This is a genomic window from Diaphorobacter limosus, from assembly GCF_033100095.1.
GTDB classification, from domain to species: Bacteria; Pseudomonadota; Gammaproteobacteria; order Burkholderiales; family Burkholderiaceae_C; genus Alicycliphilus; species Alicycliphilus limosus.
Map to the genome: position 1 here is coordinate 136,248 of NZ_CP136921.1, position 16,651 is coordinate 152,898.

The window sequence follows — 16,651 nt, forward strand, 5'->3', positions numbered from 1 at the left end:
GTACACTTTTCCAGGCCCCAGCGCGATGTACGGGCGGGGAGGGCCGCCGAACCACTTGACTTGACGGCGACACGGCAATCAGGGCCGGTATGGCGAGTTTCTGCTCACTGATCATGTGGTTGCCTCTTTCGGTTCTTGGCGCGTGCTGACGACCGACTTGCGCCGGCTCGCCACCAACTCAGCTGCCTTACGCACCGGGTCGTCCTCGGTGTGGACGTAGCGCATGAACATCGCCACGGTCTTGTGCGCGGTCAGCGCCATGCCGACCTTGACGGGGATACCGGAATTGGCAATGTCGGTCGCCGAGCGGTGGCGGATACCGTGGGTGCCGACCTTCGGCACACCGGCGCGATGAAGGATGCGCCGCCATGCCTGATAGTAAGAATGGGGGCCAAGTGGCTTGTCATGGTCGAGGATAGCCGGGCAGACGTAGGGCGACTGGCCATAGCGAGGCGCGTTCGTCAGTAGCTGGCGGACTTCCTCGCTCAACGGCTTGGACATATCGCCCGTCTTGCTGTCCGGCCAGACAACCCGGCCATTGGGCAAGTCAAGCCAATCCCATTGCAACAGCAGGATCTCCGACATGCGGGCCGCGAACTCGAATTGCAGCCGGACGGCCAGCAGATAGATCGGATGTTCCAGCCCCTCGGCCTCGGCCTTGTCCAAGTAGGCGAACAGGCTGACCATCTGTTCGTCGGTGATGAGCCGGGTCGAGCCTTTTTCCGGGTACTTGGGCACGTGGCGGCAGGGATTGGAGCCATCGGACCGATAGCCCCACAGTTCGGCCAGGTTGAACATCTTTCGGACGAGCGACAGCACGCGGTTGGCCTGGGTGGGCGATTTCTCCATGCGCTTCATCAGCGCGGTGATGTCGTGGCGCGTGACCTCGTGAACCTTCTTGCTACCGAAGGCCGGGATGACGAAGCTGTCGATCTGGTATTGGTAGCCGGCCTGCGTGCTGGGCTTGTTGTGCGGCTTGGAGTGGTCGTCCATGAACCGGCCGCACAGTTCCTTGACCGTCGGCGCCTTGCGGGCTTCGGCCTTGTTGTGGCCAGGGTCGCCGCCACGTCGGACTTCGGCCAGCCAGTCTTGCGCCAGCGACCGGGCTTGTTCGACCGTCAGCTCGCCGAATTGACCGAGTGCCGGCTTGCGCCGCACGCCGGAGTTCGTGCGGTACTGAACCATAAATACCTTGCGGCCCGTTGGTGTAACCTTGCATAAGAAGCCTGGAACGAGCGTGTCACGGAGTTCCACGTCGCAGGTCTGCGCTTGCGCCGTGTCAACGACGGACTTGGTGAGTTTGATCTTTGCCATGAGGTGCTCCTGAAAGCCCCCGATTCCAGGGGCCGGCTAGGAGCCAGGTGAAAGGGAACCGGGGCGGTTTGCATCGCGCACCGGGATATGATCGAAGGCATTGGCCCTAGGGGAAACCTGCTACAGCAAGCCTCATCCAAGCCCAGCGTTAACCCGGCGCGGATGCCATGCTCTGGCTTAAAATCCGCCGCTTTCCTGCAAAGGGGCGTGCCGGTTCGACCCCGGCTCGGGGCACCACGAAGAGTTCGATATGTCACATTACAACGCTCCTTTTGAGATCCATGTTCATGGTCAGGTGCAACTGCGCGCCGATGTGGGCTTCAGTCAGCTTCAGGAAGCGCTCAAGCCCTTGTGGAAGTACGCGGGTGCACGATCGCTTGCCGATGGTGCGGCCAGCGCCTATGAAGAAGAGCCTGGAATCCAGTTTGACGTCAAGGAGCATGTACTGCAGATGTGCTGGACGGTTCGAGGCGATGAGGATTTCCGTCAGTCGCTTGATGAAATGTGCATGGGGATCAACGAGTTGGCGGAGCAGGGTGCTGCCATTGAAGTCACCTTTTATGACACCGAGTTTGATGAAGAAGATGCACCTGAGGACGAGGACGCGCGCGACGATTTTGTGATGCTTTTCGTCGGCCCCACGCCCGCGGCCATCATGCAGGTTCAGCGTGACCTGCTGGTGCAGGACGTGATCAACCTCATGGAGCGCCACTTTGATGCTTCCGAACTTGGTGGCGTGGTGTCAGAGGTCGACAAGCTGTTTGCACAACGCTTTGATGCCTTGGTGAGTTCACTGGAAATCGGCAAGCCACCGCGTGGTCTTGGCGGGCAGGGTGGCAGTGGCCATGGTGGCGGTCGTCGTCCACGTCATTTGCATTGAATTGTTTGTTGGTGTGACGGCAGTGCAACGCTGCCGCTTGGATGGCGTGGTGGCGGCGTTTTTGAATCAGCGTCCACAATAGCGCCATGGCTGCAATCCACTCCACCGAACTGCTGGCACAGGTGGCTGCCCTGCCGCCGCTGCCGGGCGTGTACCGCTATTTCGATGTGCAGGATGTCCTGCTATACGTCGGCAAAGCACGTAACCTGAAAAAACGCGTCGGTAGCTACTTCGCCAGGCAGCATGGCGGTACGCGCATAGGCCATATGGTCGGAAAAATTGCGCGTCTGGAGACGACCGTGGTGCGTTCCGAAGCCGAGGCGCTGCTGCTTGAAAACAACCTCATCAAGTCGCTCAACCCCAAGTACAACATTCTCTTTCGCGACGACAAGAGCTATCCCTATCTGAAGATAACAGGCGTTTCGGCCAAGGATGGTACGGGTAGCGTGGCAGGCCAGTGCTATCCGCGCGTAGCTTACTACCGCGGCGCCGTGGACAAGTGCCATCGCTACTTTGGCCCTTATCCAGGCGCCTGGGCGGTCAAGGAAACGATACAGCTGCTGCAAAAGGTGTTTCGCCTACGCACCTGCGAAGACACGGTATTTGCCAACCGTACGCGCCCCTGTCTGCTGTATCAGATTAAGCGTTGCACGGCCCCTTGCGTAGGCTTCATCTCCACTGCGGCGTATGCCGATGATGTACATGGCGCTGAAGCCTTGCTGCGTGGTGAAACCCAGGAATTGATGCAGGTGCTGGAACAGCGCATGCTCGCCCATTCGGACAGGCTGGAGTTTGAGCTGGCGGCCGAGGTGCGCAACCAGATCACGGCACTGTCGCGCGTGCTGCATCAGCAGGCCATTGAAAGCGTATCCGACAAGGACGTGGATATTCTTGCCGTGAAGGTCGCAGGTGGGCGTGCCTGCGTGAATCTGGCGATGGTGCGTGGAGGGCGGCACCTGGGAGATAGGGCCTATTTCCCGGTGCATGTGGACGATGCCGCTGGCGTGTTCCACATGGAAGAGGACGACGAAGGCGAGGGTGTTGTACCGGTGAGCCCCACAGTCGAGGCGCAGGTATTGGCGGCTTTCCTGGCCCAGCATTACATGGGCGTGCCGGTTCCGCCCTCGCTGATTACCAGTGAGGCGGTAGCTCCCATGTTGCTGGAGGCATTGACGCTGCAAACGGGTGTGCGCGTGACAGCGGTGCATCAGCCTCGTGAGCAGCGTCGTGCGTGGCTGGACATGGCGCAACAGAATGCCGAGATCCAGCTGGCCCGTCTGCTGGCCGAGGAAGGGTCGCAGCAGGCGCGCACGCGTGCTTTGGCGGAGGCGTTGGATCTGGATGTTGAAAACCTGGATGATCTGACCATCGAGTGCTTTGACATCTCGCACACTGCGGGCGAGGCTACGCAGGCGTCCTGCGTGGTCTTCCATCACCACAAGCTACAAAGTGGCGAGTACCGCCGCTTCAAGATCGAGGGTATTACAGGCGGCGACGACTACGCTGCCATGCGCCAAGTGCTCAAGCGGCGCTACAGCAAAGTAGCGGAAGCGCAGCGCGAGGCCGGAGGTGCCGAGGTGTCGAATGCTCTGGCACGGCTGCCGGATCTTGTGCTGGTTGATGGTGGCAAGGGCCAGGTAAGCATGGCGCGCGAGGTGTTCACCGAACTGGGTCTGGATACTGCGCGTATCGTCGGAGTCGAGAAAGGCGAGGGGCGCAAGGTCGGACTGGAGGAGTTGGTGTTTGCCGATGGGCGTGCCAAGGTCTACCTGGGCCGAGACTCGGCTGCGTTGATGCTGGTGGCGCAGATCCGTGATGAGGCGCATCGCTTTGCGATTACCGGGATGCGTGCGGCTCGCGCCAAGGTGCGTATGAGTGGCAGCCGCCTGGAGGACATACCCGGCGTCGGCCCCAAGAAGCGCGCACGCTTGCTGCAGCGTTTTGGTGGCGTACGCGGCGTGGCCGATGCCAGCATTGAAGACCTGACTACAGTGGACGGAATATCCCGATGCTTGGCTGAAGAGATCTACCGTGCTTTGCGTTGAGGCGATGCTGCTGTGAGGCATGGCGATGCGTGCCACAATCGCTACCCATGTTTTTTACCATCCCCACGATCATGACCTGGACGCGCATCGTCGCGATTCCATTGATTGTGGGCGTGTTCTATGCGCCGCTGGAGCCCGCTACCTGCAACCTCATCGCTACGGTGATGTTCATGGTGTTTGCAGCCACCGACTGGCTGGATGGTTTTTTGGCGCGCAAGCTCAATCAGGCATCGGCCTTCGGTGCCTTCCTCGATCCGGTTGCCGACAAATTTCTGGTTTGCGCATCACTGCTGGTACTGGTGCACATGCAGCGCGCCGATGTATTCGTGGCTCTGATCATCATCGGCAGGGAGATTGCCATCAGCGCATTGCGTGAGTGGATGGCACAGATTGGCGCGGGCAAGAGTGTGGCAGTGCACATGTTGGGCAAGCTCAAGACCACGGTTCAGATGGTGGCTATTCCATTGTTGCTGTACGACGACCGCCTGTTGGACATCATTGATACCAGCGTATGGGGTACCTGGCTGATCTGGTTGGCCGCAGTGCTGACGGTGTGGTCCATGGTGTACTACCTGCAAAAGGCCTTGCCCGAGATACGTTCTCGAGTGGCCAAATAACCGTTGCAATGGGCGTGTAGCGGGGCTCAAGCATGCAAGGGTATGTCCGCGCCCCAATAGGGCATGTCAATACGGAATCGGCCTAGCGACGACGTTTGCGAGACAAAGCGCTTCATAAGATCCGGGGTGAGGTTCAAATGCGTCTAGAATTCGCCCCCATGTTGTCGCGTAGGCGGCGCGTTGCATTGACAGCCCGTGACGCTATGGTTTTACACTTCGGTAGCCACTCTGCTACTGCGAGCAGCTTCCGGATTTGCTTGGGAACCTTGAGCGCCAGCGCAGAACCGTGAAGTGCAGACCCACATAAGACATCCACCCACTCATACCCCGAGAGGTTTCTTGTGAACAAAACCGAACTGATTGAGCACATTGCCAACAACGCAGATATCTCCAAGGCCGCCGCAGCGCGCGCCCTGGAGTCCACGATTGAGGCGGTCAAGAAGACTTTGAAGAAGGGCGGGACAGTGTCCCTGGTTGGTTTTGGTACTTTTGCAGTAGGCAAGCGTGCTGCACGTACCGGTCGCAATCCCCGTACTGGTGCTACGATTAAAATCAAAGCTGCTAAAGTGCCAAAGTTCCGTCCAGGCAAGGCATTGAAAGACGCCTTGAACTGACTCAAGAAATATGGGGGGTGCTTAGCTCAGTTGGTAGAGCGGCGCCCTTACAAGGCGTAGGTCAGCGGTTCGAGCCCGTTAGCACCCACCACCCCAGACAAAGGCGAACGCGAGTTCGCCTTTTCTTTTGCAGCCGTTGAAAGATTCACCATGTTGGAATCCATACGCAAGCACACCAAGTGGGTGATGGGCTTGTTGTTCTTGTTGATCATCCCGTCCTTTGTCCTCGTCGGGATAGACCAAAACTACTTTACTGGCGGCAGCCCTGTTGTGGCGCGGGTTGATGGCAAGGACATCACGCAGGCTGATTGGGACAACGCCCATCGCGTGGAAAGCGACCGTGTCCGTGCCCAATCTCCAGACATCGATGCCAAGCTGCTTGATACACCGCAGGCGCGCTATGCCACCCTGGAACGCCTGGTGCGCGACCGAGTGCTGCAAACTGCCGCGCAGAACATGCACATGTTGACCAGCGACGTACGCCTGGCGCGTGAGCTGCAAGGCATTCCCCAGATTGCAGCTTTGAAGCGGCCTGATGGCTCGCTGGATGCCGAGGCGTATCGCGCCTTGGCAGGCTCTCAGGGGCTCACGCCGGAAGGCCTCGAGGCGCGCATACGCCACGATATCTCGGTCAGCCAGGTCATGGGCAGCGTCATGGCATCGGCATTCGCTGGCACTGCCGAAGCCAAGCTGGCACTCGATGCGATCCTGCAGCGTCGGGAGATTCAGGTGGCCCGATTCAATGCATCATCCTTTGTGCCCAACGTTGCCGTGAGCGATGCTGATTTGGAGGCGTACTACAAGGCCAATCCTGCAAAGTTTCAGCAACCCGAGCAGGCCAGCGTCGAATATGTAGTGCTGGATCTGGACGCCGTGAAGGCAGGCATCACGCTCAATGAAGACGATCTGCGTACCTATTACAAGGAAAACCTCAACCGTCTGGCTGGCAAGGAGGAGCGCCGGGCCAGTCACATCCTGATCGGTGCAGCCAAGGACGCCCCGGCTGCCGAGCGAGAAAAGGCCAAGGCCAAGGCCATGGAGTTGCTGGCCGAGCTGCGCAAGGCGCCTGGCCGCTTTGCCGAACTTGCGAAGAAGGACTCGCAAGATCCCGGATCGGCTGCGTCTGGCGGCGATCTGGGTTTTTTTGGCCATGGCGCCATGGTCAAACCGTTTGAAGATGCCACGTTTTTGCTGAAGAAAGGTGAGATCAGCGATGTCGTGGAAACCGACTTCGGCTACCACATCATCATGCTCACGGACATCAAGACACCGCGCCAGCCCAGCTTCGAGGAACTGCGCCCTACGCTGGAGGCCGAGCTCAAGCAGCAGCAGGCGCAGCGCAAGTTTGCCGAGGTGGCGGAAGCGTTTTCCAATGCGGTTTATGAGCAGGCCGACAGCCTGCAACCCGTGGCCGAAAAGCTCAAACTCAAGATTCACATGGCTGACGCCATCACGCGCATGCCGGTTGGTGGTGCGCAAGGGGCGTTGGCCAGTCCTCGCTTTCTCGAGGCGCTGTTTCAGCCTGACTCGCTGCAGAACAAGCGCAACACCGAGGCCGTCGAAATTGCCCCCAGTACCTTGGCTGCGGGTCGGATTACGACCTATCAACCAGCCATGACATTGCCACTGGACAAGGCACGTGATCAGGTGCGAGCCCTGTACGTGGCGGAGAACTCAGCAAAACTTGCGCGTGAGGAAGGTCAGGCCAAGCTAGCCGCGTGGAAGGCAGCCCCCGATAGTGCGACGGGCCTGTCTGCTCCGGTCACGGTATCACGTGACCGACTGCAAGACCAGCCGCGTGCTGTTGTCGATAGCGCCCTGCACGCGCCGGTTGACAAGCTGCCGGCCTGGGTAGGTGTGGATCTGGCCGCGCAGGGTTATGCCGTGATCAAGGTCAACCGCATCGTGGCCCGCGACGCCGTGGACGACGCCATGGCGCGCATGGAGCGCCAGCAATACCTGCAGGCCTGGGGTTCTGCCGAGGCACAGGCATACTACGACCTGCTCAAGCAACGCTTCAAGGTGCAAATCAAGGCGCCACGTCCGATTGGACAAATCGAGCCACAAAGCTGATGATATTTCCGTTTGCATAGATTTATCGAGCTATAATTCAAGGCTACGGTGGCTGTAGCTCAGTTGGTAGAGTCCAGGATTGTGATTCCTGTCGTCGTGGGTTCGAGTCCCATCAGCCACCCCAGGTAAACAAAGAAAACCCTGCTATTCGACAGATAGCGGGGTTTTTTTGTTATCCGGGTTTGGTAGCCACCATGTAGCCAGCGTGACTGCGTGTTGCACCATGTGGCCAGCGTCCCATCTGGCATGGGCTCTCAGGAAAAGCGCGGATAGAAATCGATTCGGCAACAAATCGCCGTTGGTCTGGCAGCTACTCCTTCGGGGTCGCCTGCTGCTGCTTGCTCTCGGCTTTGGCCGTCAGTTCGCGGTGTGTCTTGGCCGCTGATCACCCTGAGTACACCTAAACCGGAAACACACCCGTCCGCACATCACCGACGAGTTGCGGGATGCACAGGTCATAGCGTGCAACCATGCCGTCATGGACTTCAAAAAGTACGACCGCTTTCACTTCATCGCTCTGACCTTGCGTCATCAAAGCAAGGCCTGCCGTCTTCTCCGTGACTCGTGCGGCCAATCTCCACCCGAACACGCGAATCCGGGTCATTGACGCCACGAGCGCGTACTGTGTGCATCTTGCGCCGCAGATAGTCTGAAATAGCGGCCGCACCAACCAGTTCTTCGAATACCCATTGCGACGTGTACCGTGCTCCCGGTGCAAGCAATGCCAGAAAACCATCCGGCTCCAGACGGTTCCACGCCTTGGCGAAAGCAAGAACCACTTGTTCTTCCGCCACATCCGACATGCCATGCACTCCGATCACAGAGACAGTTGCTGCAGGTACTGCCGAAACGACGCTCCCACCTCGGGGTGCTGTAGCGCCAGTTCCACGGTCGCTTCAAGAAAACCCTCTTTGCTACCACAGTCATAGCGTTTTCCGCTGTACTGGTATGCGTAAACGGCCTCATGCGCCATCAGGCGGGCGATGGCGTCGGTGAGTTGGATCTCGCCGCCCACGCCCTTGGGCTGGTTGCGGATTTCTTCAAAAATGCGCGGCGTGAGCACATAGCGTCCGGCTACGCCCATGCGCGACGGGGCCACCTCGGGGGCGGGTTTTTCCACGATTTCATCGACGCGCAAGAGCGGGCCGCCGGCGGCTTCGCCCTTGACGATTCCGTAGCGCCTGGTGTGCTCTTGCGGCACTTCCTGCACGGCCAACAGGGAGCGGCCCTGTTTTTCAAACGCAGCCGTCATCTGCGCCATCACACCTGGGCCGCCGTTTTCGCCCACCATCAGGTCGTCGGCCAGCAGCACGGCAAAGGGCTCGCGGCCGACCAGCGGCTCGGCGCAGAGTACGGCGTGGCCTAAGCCCAGGCTGCGCGGCTGGCGTACGAACAGGCAGTTCATGTCGGACGGGCTGACGGAGCGCACCAGTTCCAGCATGGCCTGCTTGCCGGCTTGCTCCAGCTCGTTCTCCAGCTCGTAGGCGGTGTCGAAATGGTCTTCGATGGCGCGCTTGCTGCGGCCGGTGACGAAGACCATGTCGCGGATGCCGGCCTCGTAGGCTTCTTCTACGGCGTATTGGATCAAGGGCTTGTCCACCACGGGTAGCATCTCTTTGGGGGACGCCTTGGTGGCGGGCAGAAAGCGGGTGCCCAGGCCGGCGACGGGGAAGACGGCTTTGCGGACGCGGGTGCTGGTCATGGGGGTTCCTTGGTGGAGAGGGCCGGCGGGACGCCGGCGCTCCCGGGGTCAGCCCAGGCGGGCGAGTTGTTCCTGGATGCGCGCCAGCGTGCTGCCAAAGTCGGCCAGGCGCTTTTTCTCTTGCTCCAGCACGGCGGCGGGGGCCTTGGCGCAGAAGGCTTCGTTGCCGAGCTTGGCGTTGGCCTTGGTGATCTCGCCTTGCAGGCGCGTGGCCTCCTTGCCCAGGCGGGCCTTTTCCGCCGCCACGTCGATCTCGACAAACAGCGCCAGGCGCGCGCCGCCCACCACGTTGACCGGGGCGTTCTGTGCCTCGCTGGCCCAGGCGGCGGCGTCGTCAAACACCTTCACGTCGCTGAGCTTGGCCAGGTTTTTCAGCACATCGGCGTTGGCACGCAGGAAGGCGCTGTCCTCTGCCATGTCGGCCACGGCCAGAAGCGGCAGGCGCTGCGCGGGCGACACGCCCATCTCGCCGCGCAGGGTGCGGCAGGCGTCCACCATGGTTTTCAGGCGCGCCACATAGCCTTCAGCCGCCTCGTCGATCTTGGCCGGCTGCGCCTCTGGGTAGGCGGCGATGGCGATCGATGCGCCCTCAATGCGGGCCACGGGCGCCACCACTTGCCACAGCGCTTCGGTGACAAACGGGATGATGGGATGCGCCAGGCGCAGGATGGCTTCCAGCACGCGGATCAGCGTGCGGCGCGTGGCGCGCTCTTGCGCCTCGGAGCCGGTCTGGATCTGCACCTTGGCGATTTCCAGGTACCAGTCGCAGAACTCGTTCCAGACGAAGTCGTAGATGGCGTTGGCGGCGTTGTCCAGGCGGTATTCGGCAAAGCCACGGGCCACCTCAGCCTCCACCTTTTGCAGGCGCGAGACGATCCAGCGATCGGGCTGGCTGAAATGCAGATAGCTCTCGCTGCAGCTGCCGTCGCCGTCAAAGCCGCAGTCAAAACCCTCGCAATTCATCAGCACGAAGCGGCTGGCGTTCCAGAGCTTGTTGCAGAAGTTGCGATAACCCTCGCAGCGCTTGCTGTCGAAGTTGATGCTGCGGCCCAAGGACGCCAGCGCGGCGAAGGTAAAGCGCAGCGCGTCCGCGCCGTAGGCCGGAATGCCTTCGGGGAATTCCTTTTGCGTGTTCTTGCGCACCTGGGGTGCGGTCTCGGGGCGGCGCAGGCCCTGGGTGCGCTTGTCGAGCAGGGGTTCGAGCTCGATGCCGTCGATCAGATCGACCGGGTCGAGCACGTTGCCCTCGCTCTTGCTCATCTTCTTGCCGTGCGCGTCGAGCACCAGGCCGTGGATGTAGACATGCTTGAACGGCACGCGGCCGGTGAAGTGGGTGCTCATCATGATCATCCGGGCCACCCAGAAGAAGATGATGTCGTAGCCCGTGACCAGCACGCTGCTGGGCAAATACAGGTTGTAGTCGTCGGTGGCGCTGTCGGTTTGATTTGGCCAGCCCATGGTGGAAAACGGCACCAGCGCGCTGGAGTACCAGGTGTCGAGCACGTCGGCGTCGCGCGTGAGTGTTTTGCCGGGGGCCTGTGCCTGCGCCTCGGCCTCGCTCTTGGCCACGTAGACCTTGCCGTCCTCGTCGTACCAGGCCGGAATCTGGTGGCCCCACCAGAGCTGGCGCGAGATGCACCAGTCCTGGATGTTGTTCATCCACTGGTTGTAGGTGTTGACCCAGTTCTCGGGCACGAATTGCACCTGGCCGCTGGCGACGGCGTCAATCGCTTTTTGCGCGATGGATTTGCCGGTGGCGTCGCCCTGGCCCACCTTGTTCATGGCGACAAACCACTGATCGGTCAGCATGGGTTCGATCACCTGGCCGGTGCGGGTGCAGATGGGCACCATGAGCTTGTGCTTCTTGATTTCGACCAAGAGGCCCAGCGCTTCCAGGTCCGCCACGACGGCCTTGCGCGCGGCAAAGCGGTCCATGCCACGGTATTTCTCGGGCGCCTGGTCGTTGATGGTGGCCGTCAGCGTCAGCACGCAAATCATCGGCAGCTTGTGGCGCTGGCCTACCTGATAGTCGTTCTGGTCATGCGCGGGTGTGACCTTGACCACGCCGGTGCCGAAGGCCTTGTCCACGTATTCGTCGGCAATCACCGGGATTTCGCGGTCGCACAGCGGCAGCTTGACCTGCTTGCCGATCAGGTGCGCATAGCGCTCGTCCTCGGGGTGCACCATCACGGCCACGTCGCCCAGCATGGTCTCAGGCCGGGTGGTGGCCACCACCAGTTGGCCCGAACCGTCGGCCAGGGGATAGGCGATATGCCACAGCGAGCCGTCTTTTTCTTCGTTTTCCACCTCCAGATCCGACACGGCCGATTGCAGCACCGGATCCCAGTTGACCAGGCGCTTGCCACGGTAGATCAGGCCCTGCTCATAGAGCTTGACGAAGGTCTCGGTCACCACCTTGGACAGCTTGTCGTCCATGGTGAAGTACTCGCGGCTCCAGTCCACGGTGTCGCCCAGGCGGCGCATCTGCGTGGTGATCGTGTTGCCGCTGTGCTCCTTCCACTCCCACACTTTCTTCACAAAATCGGGCCGGCCCAGGTCGTGGCGGCTCACGCCTTCGCTTTGCAGCTGGCGCTCCACGACGATTTGCGTGGCGATGCCGGCGTGGTCGGTGCCCGGAATCCACGCCGTGTTGCAGCCCAGCATGCGGTGGTAGCGCGTCAGGCTGTCCATGATGGTCTGGTTGAACGCGTGGCCCATGTGCAGCGTGCCGGTCACGTTGGGCGGGGGCAGCTGGATGGCGAAGGCCGGGGCGGCCGCGTCGGGCGCGCCCGTGCCGCGCACGCCGGCGCGGCCGTAGCCACGGCGCTCCCACTCGGGGCCCCAGTGGGCCTCCAGGGCGGCGGGTTCAAAGGACTTGGACAGGCCGTTCAGGCCCGGTTGTGCGGGGGTGTCGCTCATGGCAATGAAAAGCGGCATCCCGTGGGATGCCGCTTGGGTGGCAGTGGATCGGTGGGGTGCAGGAATTCTATTCGCTTGGCGTTGCGCTTCTTTTTTTATAGCTATTGGCGCTTGTTGATAAAGCGCAGAGGCCGTATTTCATTGTGAATTTCGGCGGTATTCCGGCGCCTGGGGCTCGGCGGTCATCAGCATGACCTCTTCGCGCCGCACCAGGCGCCAGCCCACATGCGCCAGCCAGGCCAGGGCCAGCAGGGCCGCCAGGCCGATCAGCCAACGGCCCAGGCGCATCTGGTCATCTTGCAGGTAGGCGTTGCACAGGCGCAGGGGCGAGTCGATGTAGAGCTGGCCCACGACGGCCATCATGGGCAGCAGCATGCCCAAAAAAAAGCCCTGCAGCACCAGCCCCGCCGGCCGCCAGGACAGGCGCAGCAGCACGCCTGCGAGCAGCAGCGCGGTGCATTTGGCAAGCTCCACGCCCATGTCGCGCAGCGCCAGATCCAGCACGCGCGGCACCATCAGCACCGACAGCACCACGCCCACCCAGACCAGGCCGGTGATGCCGTGGGCGTTGCAGCTGGCGATGGCGCGGCGCAGGCGTGGCGGCAGGGCTGCGGCCAGCAGGGCGCCGGCCAGCATCCACAGCGGAAACTGCAACAACATGTGGCTCCACATGCTGGCCTCCAGCCCATGGCGGGTGATGGGCAGCGCCAGGAGGGCTGCCAATACCAGTCCCAGGACGGCCTGGTGCCAGGGCTTGCAGGCGGGGCGCTTCATCGCGGGCCCCGTGCCAGGTGGCGCGCGTAGTTGAATGCCAGCTGCTGCTCGGCCAGGTCGAAGATGCGCACCATGCGGCCCCGGGAGTCGAACAACAGCAGCGCGGCGTTGTGCTCGTAGTCGCCACGACCGTCGGGGATCACGACCACGCCCAGCGCGCGCAGCAGCGCCTGCTGCTCGCCCACATCGGGCACGCGTACGAAGCGCCACAGGGCCGGGTCGGCGCGCAGGCCCTGGGCGTAGGCCTGCAGCGCCGTGGGGTCGTCGCGCGCGCCGTCGAAGCTGATGGACAGCAGCCTGAGTTTTGTGTCGTGGCCCGCCGCCAGATCCGCCTGCAGCGCGGCCTGCAGTTGCTGGAAGCTGCTGCCCAGCGTCAGGCACACTGTCTCGCAATGGGTGTAGATGAAATCGACAATGGTCACGCCGCCATCCTCGCCCAGCAGCGCCGGCAGGCTGCCGGTCAGGCCCGGGCCTTGGACGGTGATGGGTGGCGCGGTGACGGGGTGCAGCGCCACCTCCAGGCGGCGCGCTCCCTCGTCGGTCCAGGCCTGAAAGCCGTAGGTCAGCCAGCTGGCCGCGGCCCAGCCGCCCAGCAGCAGCAGGACGCTGGCCAGGGCCGTGCGCAGCAGCATCGCTTATGGCGACAAGGCCTTGAGCGCGGCTTCGCCCTCGAACGGGGTGGTGCGGCTGCCGTCCGCGCGCTCCTTGGCAAACAGTTCGGCCTGCAGAGGTTCGGCCTTGTTCGACCAGTTGCCGCGGATGAAGCTGGCGATGCCGGCCAGCTCGGCGTCGCTCAGCTGGGGAAAGGCCGGCATAGCGCCCTGGTATTTGTTGCCCTTGACGGTGATCTCGCCGGTGATGCCGTGCAGCAGGATGTTGGCCAGCACGCGCGGCTCGCCCTGCACCCATTCCGAGCCATCGAGCGGCGGGAACACGCCCGGCAGGCCCGTGCCGCTGGCCTGGTGGCAGGCGGCGCATTGCGCCGCATACAGCGCCTTGCCGTCCACGGCGCCGCCGGCCGCGGCCACGGGGCCGGAGAGCTCGGCGCGTGTGCGCTGGTCGCCAAACTGCGACAGGGTGAGCGGCTCGGTGGAGAGGATGTAGACCACCGCCCACACCACCATGCCGGCGGCCACCAGCAGTGCGGCCACGGGCATGGGGCGGACGGCTTCCTCGGGGTCTTCGTTCTCGCGCTGCTGTGCGCGTGTGACCGGGTCTTGGCTCATGGTCACAGTCCTTTCATGAAGCGGGCGTGGGCCTGGGGGCGGGCGCGACGGACGAGGTCTTGGCGCCGGTGGCCTCTTGCGGCTCGGGTGGCAGGATGGGGTAGTCGCGCTTGAGCGCCTGCAGGTAGCGCACCAGATCCAGCGCCTCGGGCGTGGGCACGACCACCTTGCCTGGCGGGGTGTAGCCGGGCGGCAGCTTGATGGCCTCCTCGCCCGGCTCCGCCTTGTCCTTGATGTCGAACAGATAGGGGTAGGGCGGCATGATGGAGCCTGGCACATAGGCGCGCGGCTGGTACAGGTGGCCCAGATGCCAGTCCTTGCTGGGCTGACGCACGCCGATGTTCATCAGATCGGGCCCGGTGCGCATGCTGCCCAGCAGGTGTGGCTTGTCGTAGTAATAGTCGCCGGGCACCGAGGCCCGACCCCAGCCGCGCTTGGCGTCGGGGGCAAAGCTTTCTGAGCGCGGCTGCTGGCTGTGGCAGTAGACGCAGCCATTGGCGATGTAGCTGGCGCGCCCGCGCAGCTCGGCGCTGGTATAGGGCTTGAGCCCTTCTGGCGCCTTCACGTCGCGCACCTGGACGTAGGGCAGTATGACCAGCGCCGAGACGGCGATGGCAAAGGTCACCATGGCCCCGGCGGTGAGTTTGGCTTCATTTTCCATGAGCTTGTCTCCCGGGCTTAAGGTTGTTGGGTGGCGAACAGCGCCGCGCCGGCGCGGTTCGGACCAAAGCGCATGGCCATGGCCAGGAAGTGGAAGACGAAGACCAGGTGGCTGGCCACCATCAGCGCGCCGCCCACGCTGCGCCACTGCAGCCAGGGAATGGTCACGGCGACCGAGTCCATGAAGGGTCGCGTTTCATCCAGCATGACCAGGCCCTGCAGCCAGCCGCCATAGGTCAGGCCGACGAAATAAATCATGATGCCGATGCTGGCCAGCCAGAAATGCCAGGAAATCAGCCGGGGGTATGGCCATTCCCAGTTCATGATGCGCGGCATCATGAAGTAGATGGCGCCAAACAGCACCATGGTGACAAAGCCGTAGGCGCCCAGGTGGGCGTGGGCCACGGTGAAGTGCGTGAAGTGCGCCACCTGCTGCACCGAGCGCAGCGCTTCGAACGAGCCCTGCAGCGACGACAGCAGGTACATGAAGCCGCCAAACATCATGAAGCGCAGTGTTGGCGAGTACATCCCCAGGCGCATGCGCCCGCGCATGGTCAGCCCCATGTTGATGGAAAACGCCAGCACCGGGATGATCATCATCATGCTCTGCACGATGGACAGCGTGATCAGCCAGCCCGGCACCGGCCCACCCACCAGGTGGTGGCCGCCGACCTGGGCGTAGAAGAAGGCCAGCGTCCAGAAGCCCAGGATGGACAGGTTGTAGGAGCGGATGGGCCGCGCAATGATCTTGGGCAGAAAGTAGTAGATGGCGCCCACCGCCACCGGCGTGAACCACAGGCCGAGCACGTTGTGGCCATACCACCAGTTCATCGCCGCCTGCTGCACGCCAAAGTGCACGCCGGGCATCTTGCCGACGATGAACAGCAGCGTGATCCACAACAGGCCGGCCGTGTGGTACCAGGTGGTCACATACAGCGACTCGACCTTGCGGTTGACCAGCGTATACATCACCGGGCCGATGATGCAGACCATGCCGGCGGCAAAGAAGATGCCGATCTGCCAGGGCATCTCCAGGTATTCCAGGCCGTCCGTCCAGCCCGCGCCAATGGCGCCGATGCCGCTGGCAATGGCCACGTTGACCAGCGCGCCGCCCATCATGATCCACATATTGCCGATCAGCGGCCGGCGCAGCAGGCGCGGCATGAGCCAGATGATGATGGCCAGCTCGGCGTTGGTGATCCAGCCGTAGAGCACCGCCGTCAGGTGCACCGTGCGCATGCGGCCGAAGGTCATCCAGGCCTCGCTGACCAGCCAGTCGGGCCAGTGCAGCTTGAGCGAAGCGGTAAGGCCCGCGATGCCGCCGAACAGCAGCCACATGCAGGCAAAGGCGATGAACATGAAGACCGGGAAGGCGCTGGAGCGGTCGGCCGCGATGCGGTCCTCGATCTCGTGCTCGTCGGGCAGGTGGCCCGAGTCGCCGGGCTCCGTGGCCGCGGCCTGGAAGCGTTGCTGGCCGGCGTGACCCAGGGCCGGGTCGTCGATATGGCCGATCTCGCCGCGCGCAAAAATGGCCGATGCTGCGCGTGGGTTCTCCACCAGCAGGCCCTTGCGCAGCGACCAGATGAAGACGAACAGTCCAATGATGGACAGCAGGAAGGCGCCCAACAGGCTCAATATCGCACTGTCCATGGTTGGTTCCCTTTCAGTTCTGGAGGCATGTCTTCTAACCCATGGGTTGATGTGACACAAGTGCCATACAGCGGCACCGTGTTATGACGAACGGCCGCGATCATAAAACCCATTTGAAATGAATGTTTATTCGTGCGCAAGCCCATGCTCCAAGCGTTGGTACATGGGGGCGACGCG

At 62.4% G+C, this 16,651-nt stretch carries 14 protein-coding genes and 2 tRNA genes; 7 read left to right on the forward strand and 9 right to left on the reverse strand.

Annotated features, from left to right (window positions below):
- Window positions 1-111: 111 nt before the first annotated feature.
- Window positions 112-1,314, reverse strand: coding sequence for a tyrosine-type recombinase/integrase (locus P4826_RS00725; RefSeq protein ID WP_317702109.1), 1,203 nt, complete (start codon window positions 1,312-1,314; stop codon window positions 112-114).
- A 250-nt stretch (window positions 1,315-1,564) separates the two neighbouring features.
- Here P4826_RS00725 and P4826_RS00730 point away from each other — a divergent pair, with 250 nt between their 5' ends.
- From P4826_RS00730 to P4826_RS00760, 7 genes are all read left to right on the forward strand, one after another.
- A complete protein-coding gene (locus P4826_RS00730; RefSeq protein WP_317702110.1) occupies window positions 1,565-2,194 on the forward strand; it encodes a DUF6806 family protein in 630 nt (209 codons plus the stop codon).
- Window positions 2,195-2,280: 86 nt separating this feature from the next.
- Window positions 2,281-4,239 carry an excinuclease ABC subunit UvrC gene (gene uvrC / locus P4826_RS00735; protein ID WP_317702111.1) on the forward strand — a complete coding sequence of 653 codons (1,959 nt, stop codon included), beginning with the start codon at window positions 2,281-2,283 and terminating at the stop codon, window positions 4,237-4,239.
- A gap of 47 nt (window positions 4,240-4,286) precedes the next feature.
- Window positions 4,287-4,856: a CDP-diacylglycerol--glycerol-3-phosphate 3-phosphatidyltransferase gene (pgsA, locus tag P4826_RS00740; RefSeq protein ID WP_317702112.1), complete on the forward strand. Its 570-nt coding sequence runs from the start codon at window positions 4,287-4,289 to the stop codon at window positions 4,854-4,856.
- A gap of 341 nt (window positions 4,857-5,197) precedes the next feature.
- Window positions 5,198-5,470 carry an HU family DNA-binding protein gene (locus P4826_RS00745; RefSeq protein ID WP_011805814.1) on the forward strand — a complete coding sequence of 91 codons (273 nt, stop codon included), beginning with the start codon at window positions 5,198-5,200 and terminating at the stop codon, window positions 5,468-5,470.
- 15 nt (window positions 5,471-5,485) lie between these two features.
- Window positions 5,486-5,561 (forward strand) — tRNA-Val (locus tag P4826_RS00750).
- A gap of 59 nt (window positions 5,562-5,620) precedes the next feature.
- Entirely contained in the window at window positions 5,621-7,543 is a 1,923-nt protein-coding gene (locus tag P4826_RS00755) for a SurA N-terminal domain-containing protein (protein WP_317702113.1), read from the forward strand.
- Between the two features lie 48 nt (window positions 7,544-7,591).
- Window positions 7,592-7,667, forward strand: a tRNA-His gene (locus tag P4826_RS00760).
- A 385-nt stretch (window positions 7,668-8,052) separates the two neighbouring features.
- Here the strand turns inward: P4826_RS00760 and P4826_RS00765 are convergent.
- The 8 genes from P4826_RS00765 to P4826_RS00800 all read right to left on the reverse strand — a co-directional run bounded on the left by P4826_RS00765 (window position 8,053) and on the right by P4826_RS00800 (window position 16,474).
- Window positions 8,053-8,346, reverse strand: a complete 294-nt coding sequence (locus P4826_RS00765) for a nuclear transport factor 2-like protein (RefSeq protein ID WP_317702114.1) — start codon at window positions 8,344-8,346, stop codon at window positions 8,053-8,055.
- A 14-nt stretch (window positions 8,347-8,360) separates the two neighbouring features.
- Entirely contained in the window at window positions 8,361-9,245 is an 885-nt protein-coding gene (gene galU / locus P4826_RS00770; RefSeq protein ID WP_317702115.1) for a UTP--glucose-1-phosphate uridylyltransferase GalU, read from the reverse strand.
- 48 nt (window positions 9,246-9,293) lie between these two features.
- Window positions 9,294-12,164, reverse strand: a complete 2,871-nt coding sequence (locus P4826_RS00775; protein ID WP_317702116.1) for a valine--tRNA ligase — start codon at window positions 12,162-12,164, stop codon at window positions 9,294-9,296.
- Window positions 12,165-12,302: 138 nt separating this feature from the next.
- Entirely contained in the window at window positions 12,303-12,938 is a 636-nt protein-coding gene (locus tag P4826_RS00780) for a hypothetical protein (RefSeq protein WP_317702117.1), read from the reverse strand.
- Window positions 12,935-13,570 (reverse strand): SCO family protein, encoded by a 636-nt coding sequence (locus P4826_RS00785; protein ID WP_317702118.1) that lies wholly within the window; start codon window positions 13,568-13,570, stop codon window positions 12,935-12,937. The genes P4826_RS00780 and P4826_RS00785 overlap by 4 nt, the downstream gene beginning before the upstream one ends.
- Before the next feature lie 3 nt (window positions 13,571-13,573).
- The gene (locus P4826_RS00790; protein ID WP_317702119.1) at window positions 13,574-14,164 is read right to left on the reverse strand and encodes a c-type cytochrome; all 591 of its coding nucleotides are present in this window, start codon (window positions 14,162-14,164) and stop codon (window positions 13,574-13,576) included.
- 13 nt (window positions 14,165-14,177) lie between these two features.
- Complete coding sequence (locus P4826_RS00795) at window positions 14,178-14,825, reverse strand: cbb3-type cytochrome c oxidase subunit II (RefSeq protein WP_317702120.1); 648 nt, start codon at window positions 14,823-14,825, stop codon at window positions 14,178-14,180.
- A 17-nt stretch (window positions 14,826-14,842) separates the two neighbouring features.
- Window positions 14,843-16,474: a cbb3-type cytochrome c oxidase subunit I gene (locus P4826_RS00800; protein WP_317702121.1), complete on the reverse strand. Its 1,632-nt coding sequence runs from the start codon at window positions 16,472-16,474 to the stop codon at window positions 14,843-14,845.
- Between the last annotated feature and the right edge of the window lie 177 nt (window positions 16,475-16,651).

Bases quoted from the DNA above. Each gene is read 5' to 3' on its own strand.
- galU (WP_317702115.1), bottom strand. From the start codon at position 9,245: ATGACCAGCACCCGCGTCCGCAAAGCCGTCTTCCCCGTCGCCGGCCTG.
- P4826_RS00795 (WP_317702120.1), bottom strand. From the start codon at position 14,825: ATGGAAAATGAAGCCAAACTCACCGCCGGGGCCATGGTGACCTTTGCC.
- pgsA (WP_317702112.1), top strand. From the start codon at position 4,287: ATGTTTTTTACCATCCCCACGATCATGACCTGGACGCGCATCGTCGCG.
- P4826_RS00800 (WP_317702121.1), bottom strand. From the start codon at position 16,474: ATGGACAGTGCGATATTGAGCCTGTTGGGCGCCTTCCTGCTGTCCATC.
- P4826_RS00725 (WP_317702109.1), bottom strand. From the start codon at position 1,314: ATGGCAAAGATCAAACTCACCAAGTCCGTCGTTGACACGGCGCAAGCG.
- P4826_RS00785 (WP_317702118.1), bottom strand. From the start codon at position 13,570: ATGCTGCTGCGCACGGCCCTGGCCAGCGTCCTGCTGCTGCTGGGCGGC.
- P4826_RS00755 (WP_317702113.1), top strand. From the start codon at position 5,621: ATGTTGGAATCCATACGCAAGCACACCAAGTGGGTGATGGGCTTGTTG.
- P4826_RS00765 (WP_317702114.1), bottom strand. From the start codon at position 8,346: ATGTCGGATGTGGCGGAAGAACAAGTGGTTCTTGCTTTCGCCAAGGCG.
- P4826_RS00780 (WP_317702117.1), bottom strand. From the start codon at position 12,938: ATGAAGCGCCCCGCCTGCAAGCCCTGGCACCAGGCCGTCCTGGGACTG.
- P4826_RS00730 (WP_317702110.1), top strand. From the start codon at position 1,565: ATGTCACATTACAACGCTCCTTTTGAGATCCATGTTCATGGTCAGGTG.
- P4826_RS00790 (WP_317702119.1), bottom strand. From the start codon at position 14,164: ATGAGCCAAGACCCGGTCACACGCGCACAGCAGCGCGAGAACGAAGAC.
- P4826_RS00775 (WP_317702116.1), bottom strand. From the start codon at position 12,164: ATGAGCGACACCCCCGCACAACCGGGCCTGAACGGCCTGTCCAAGTCC.
- uvrC (WP_317702111.1), top strand. From the start codon at position 2,281: ATGGCTGCAATCCACTCCACCGAACTGCTGGCACAGGTGGCTGCCCTG.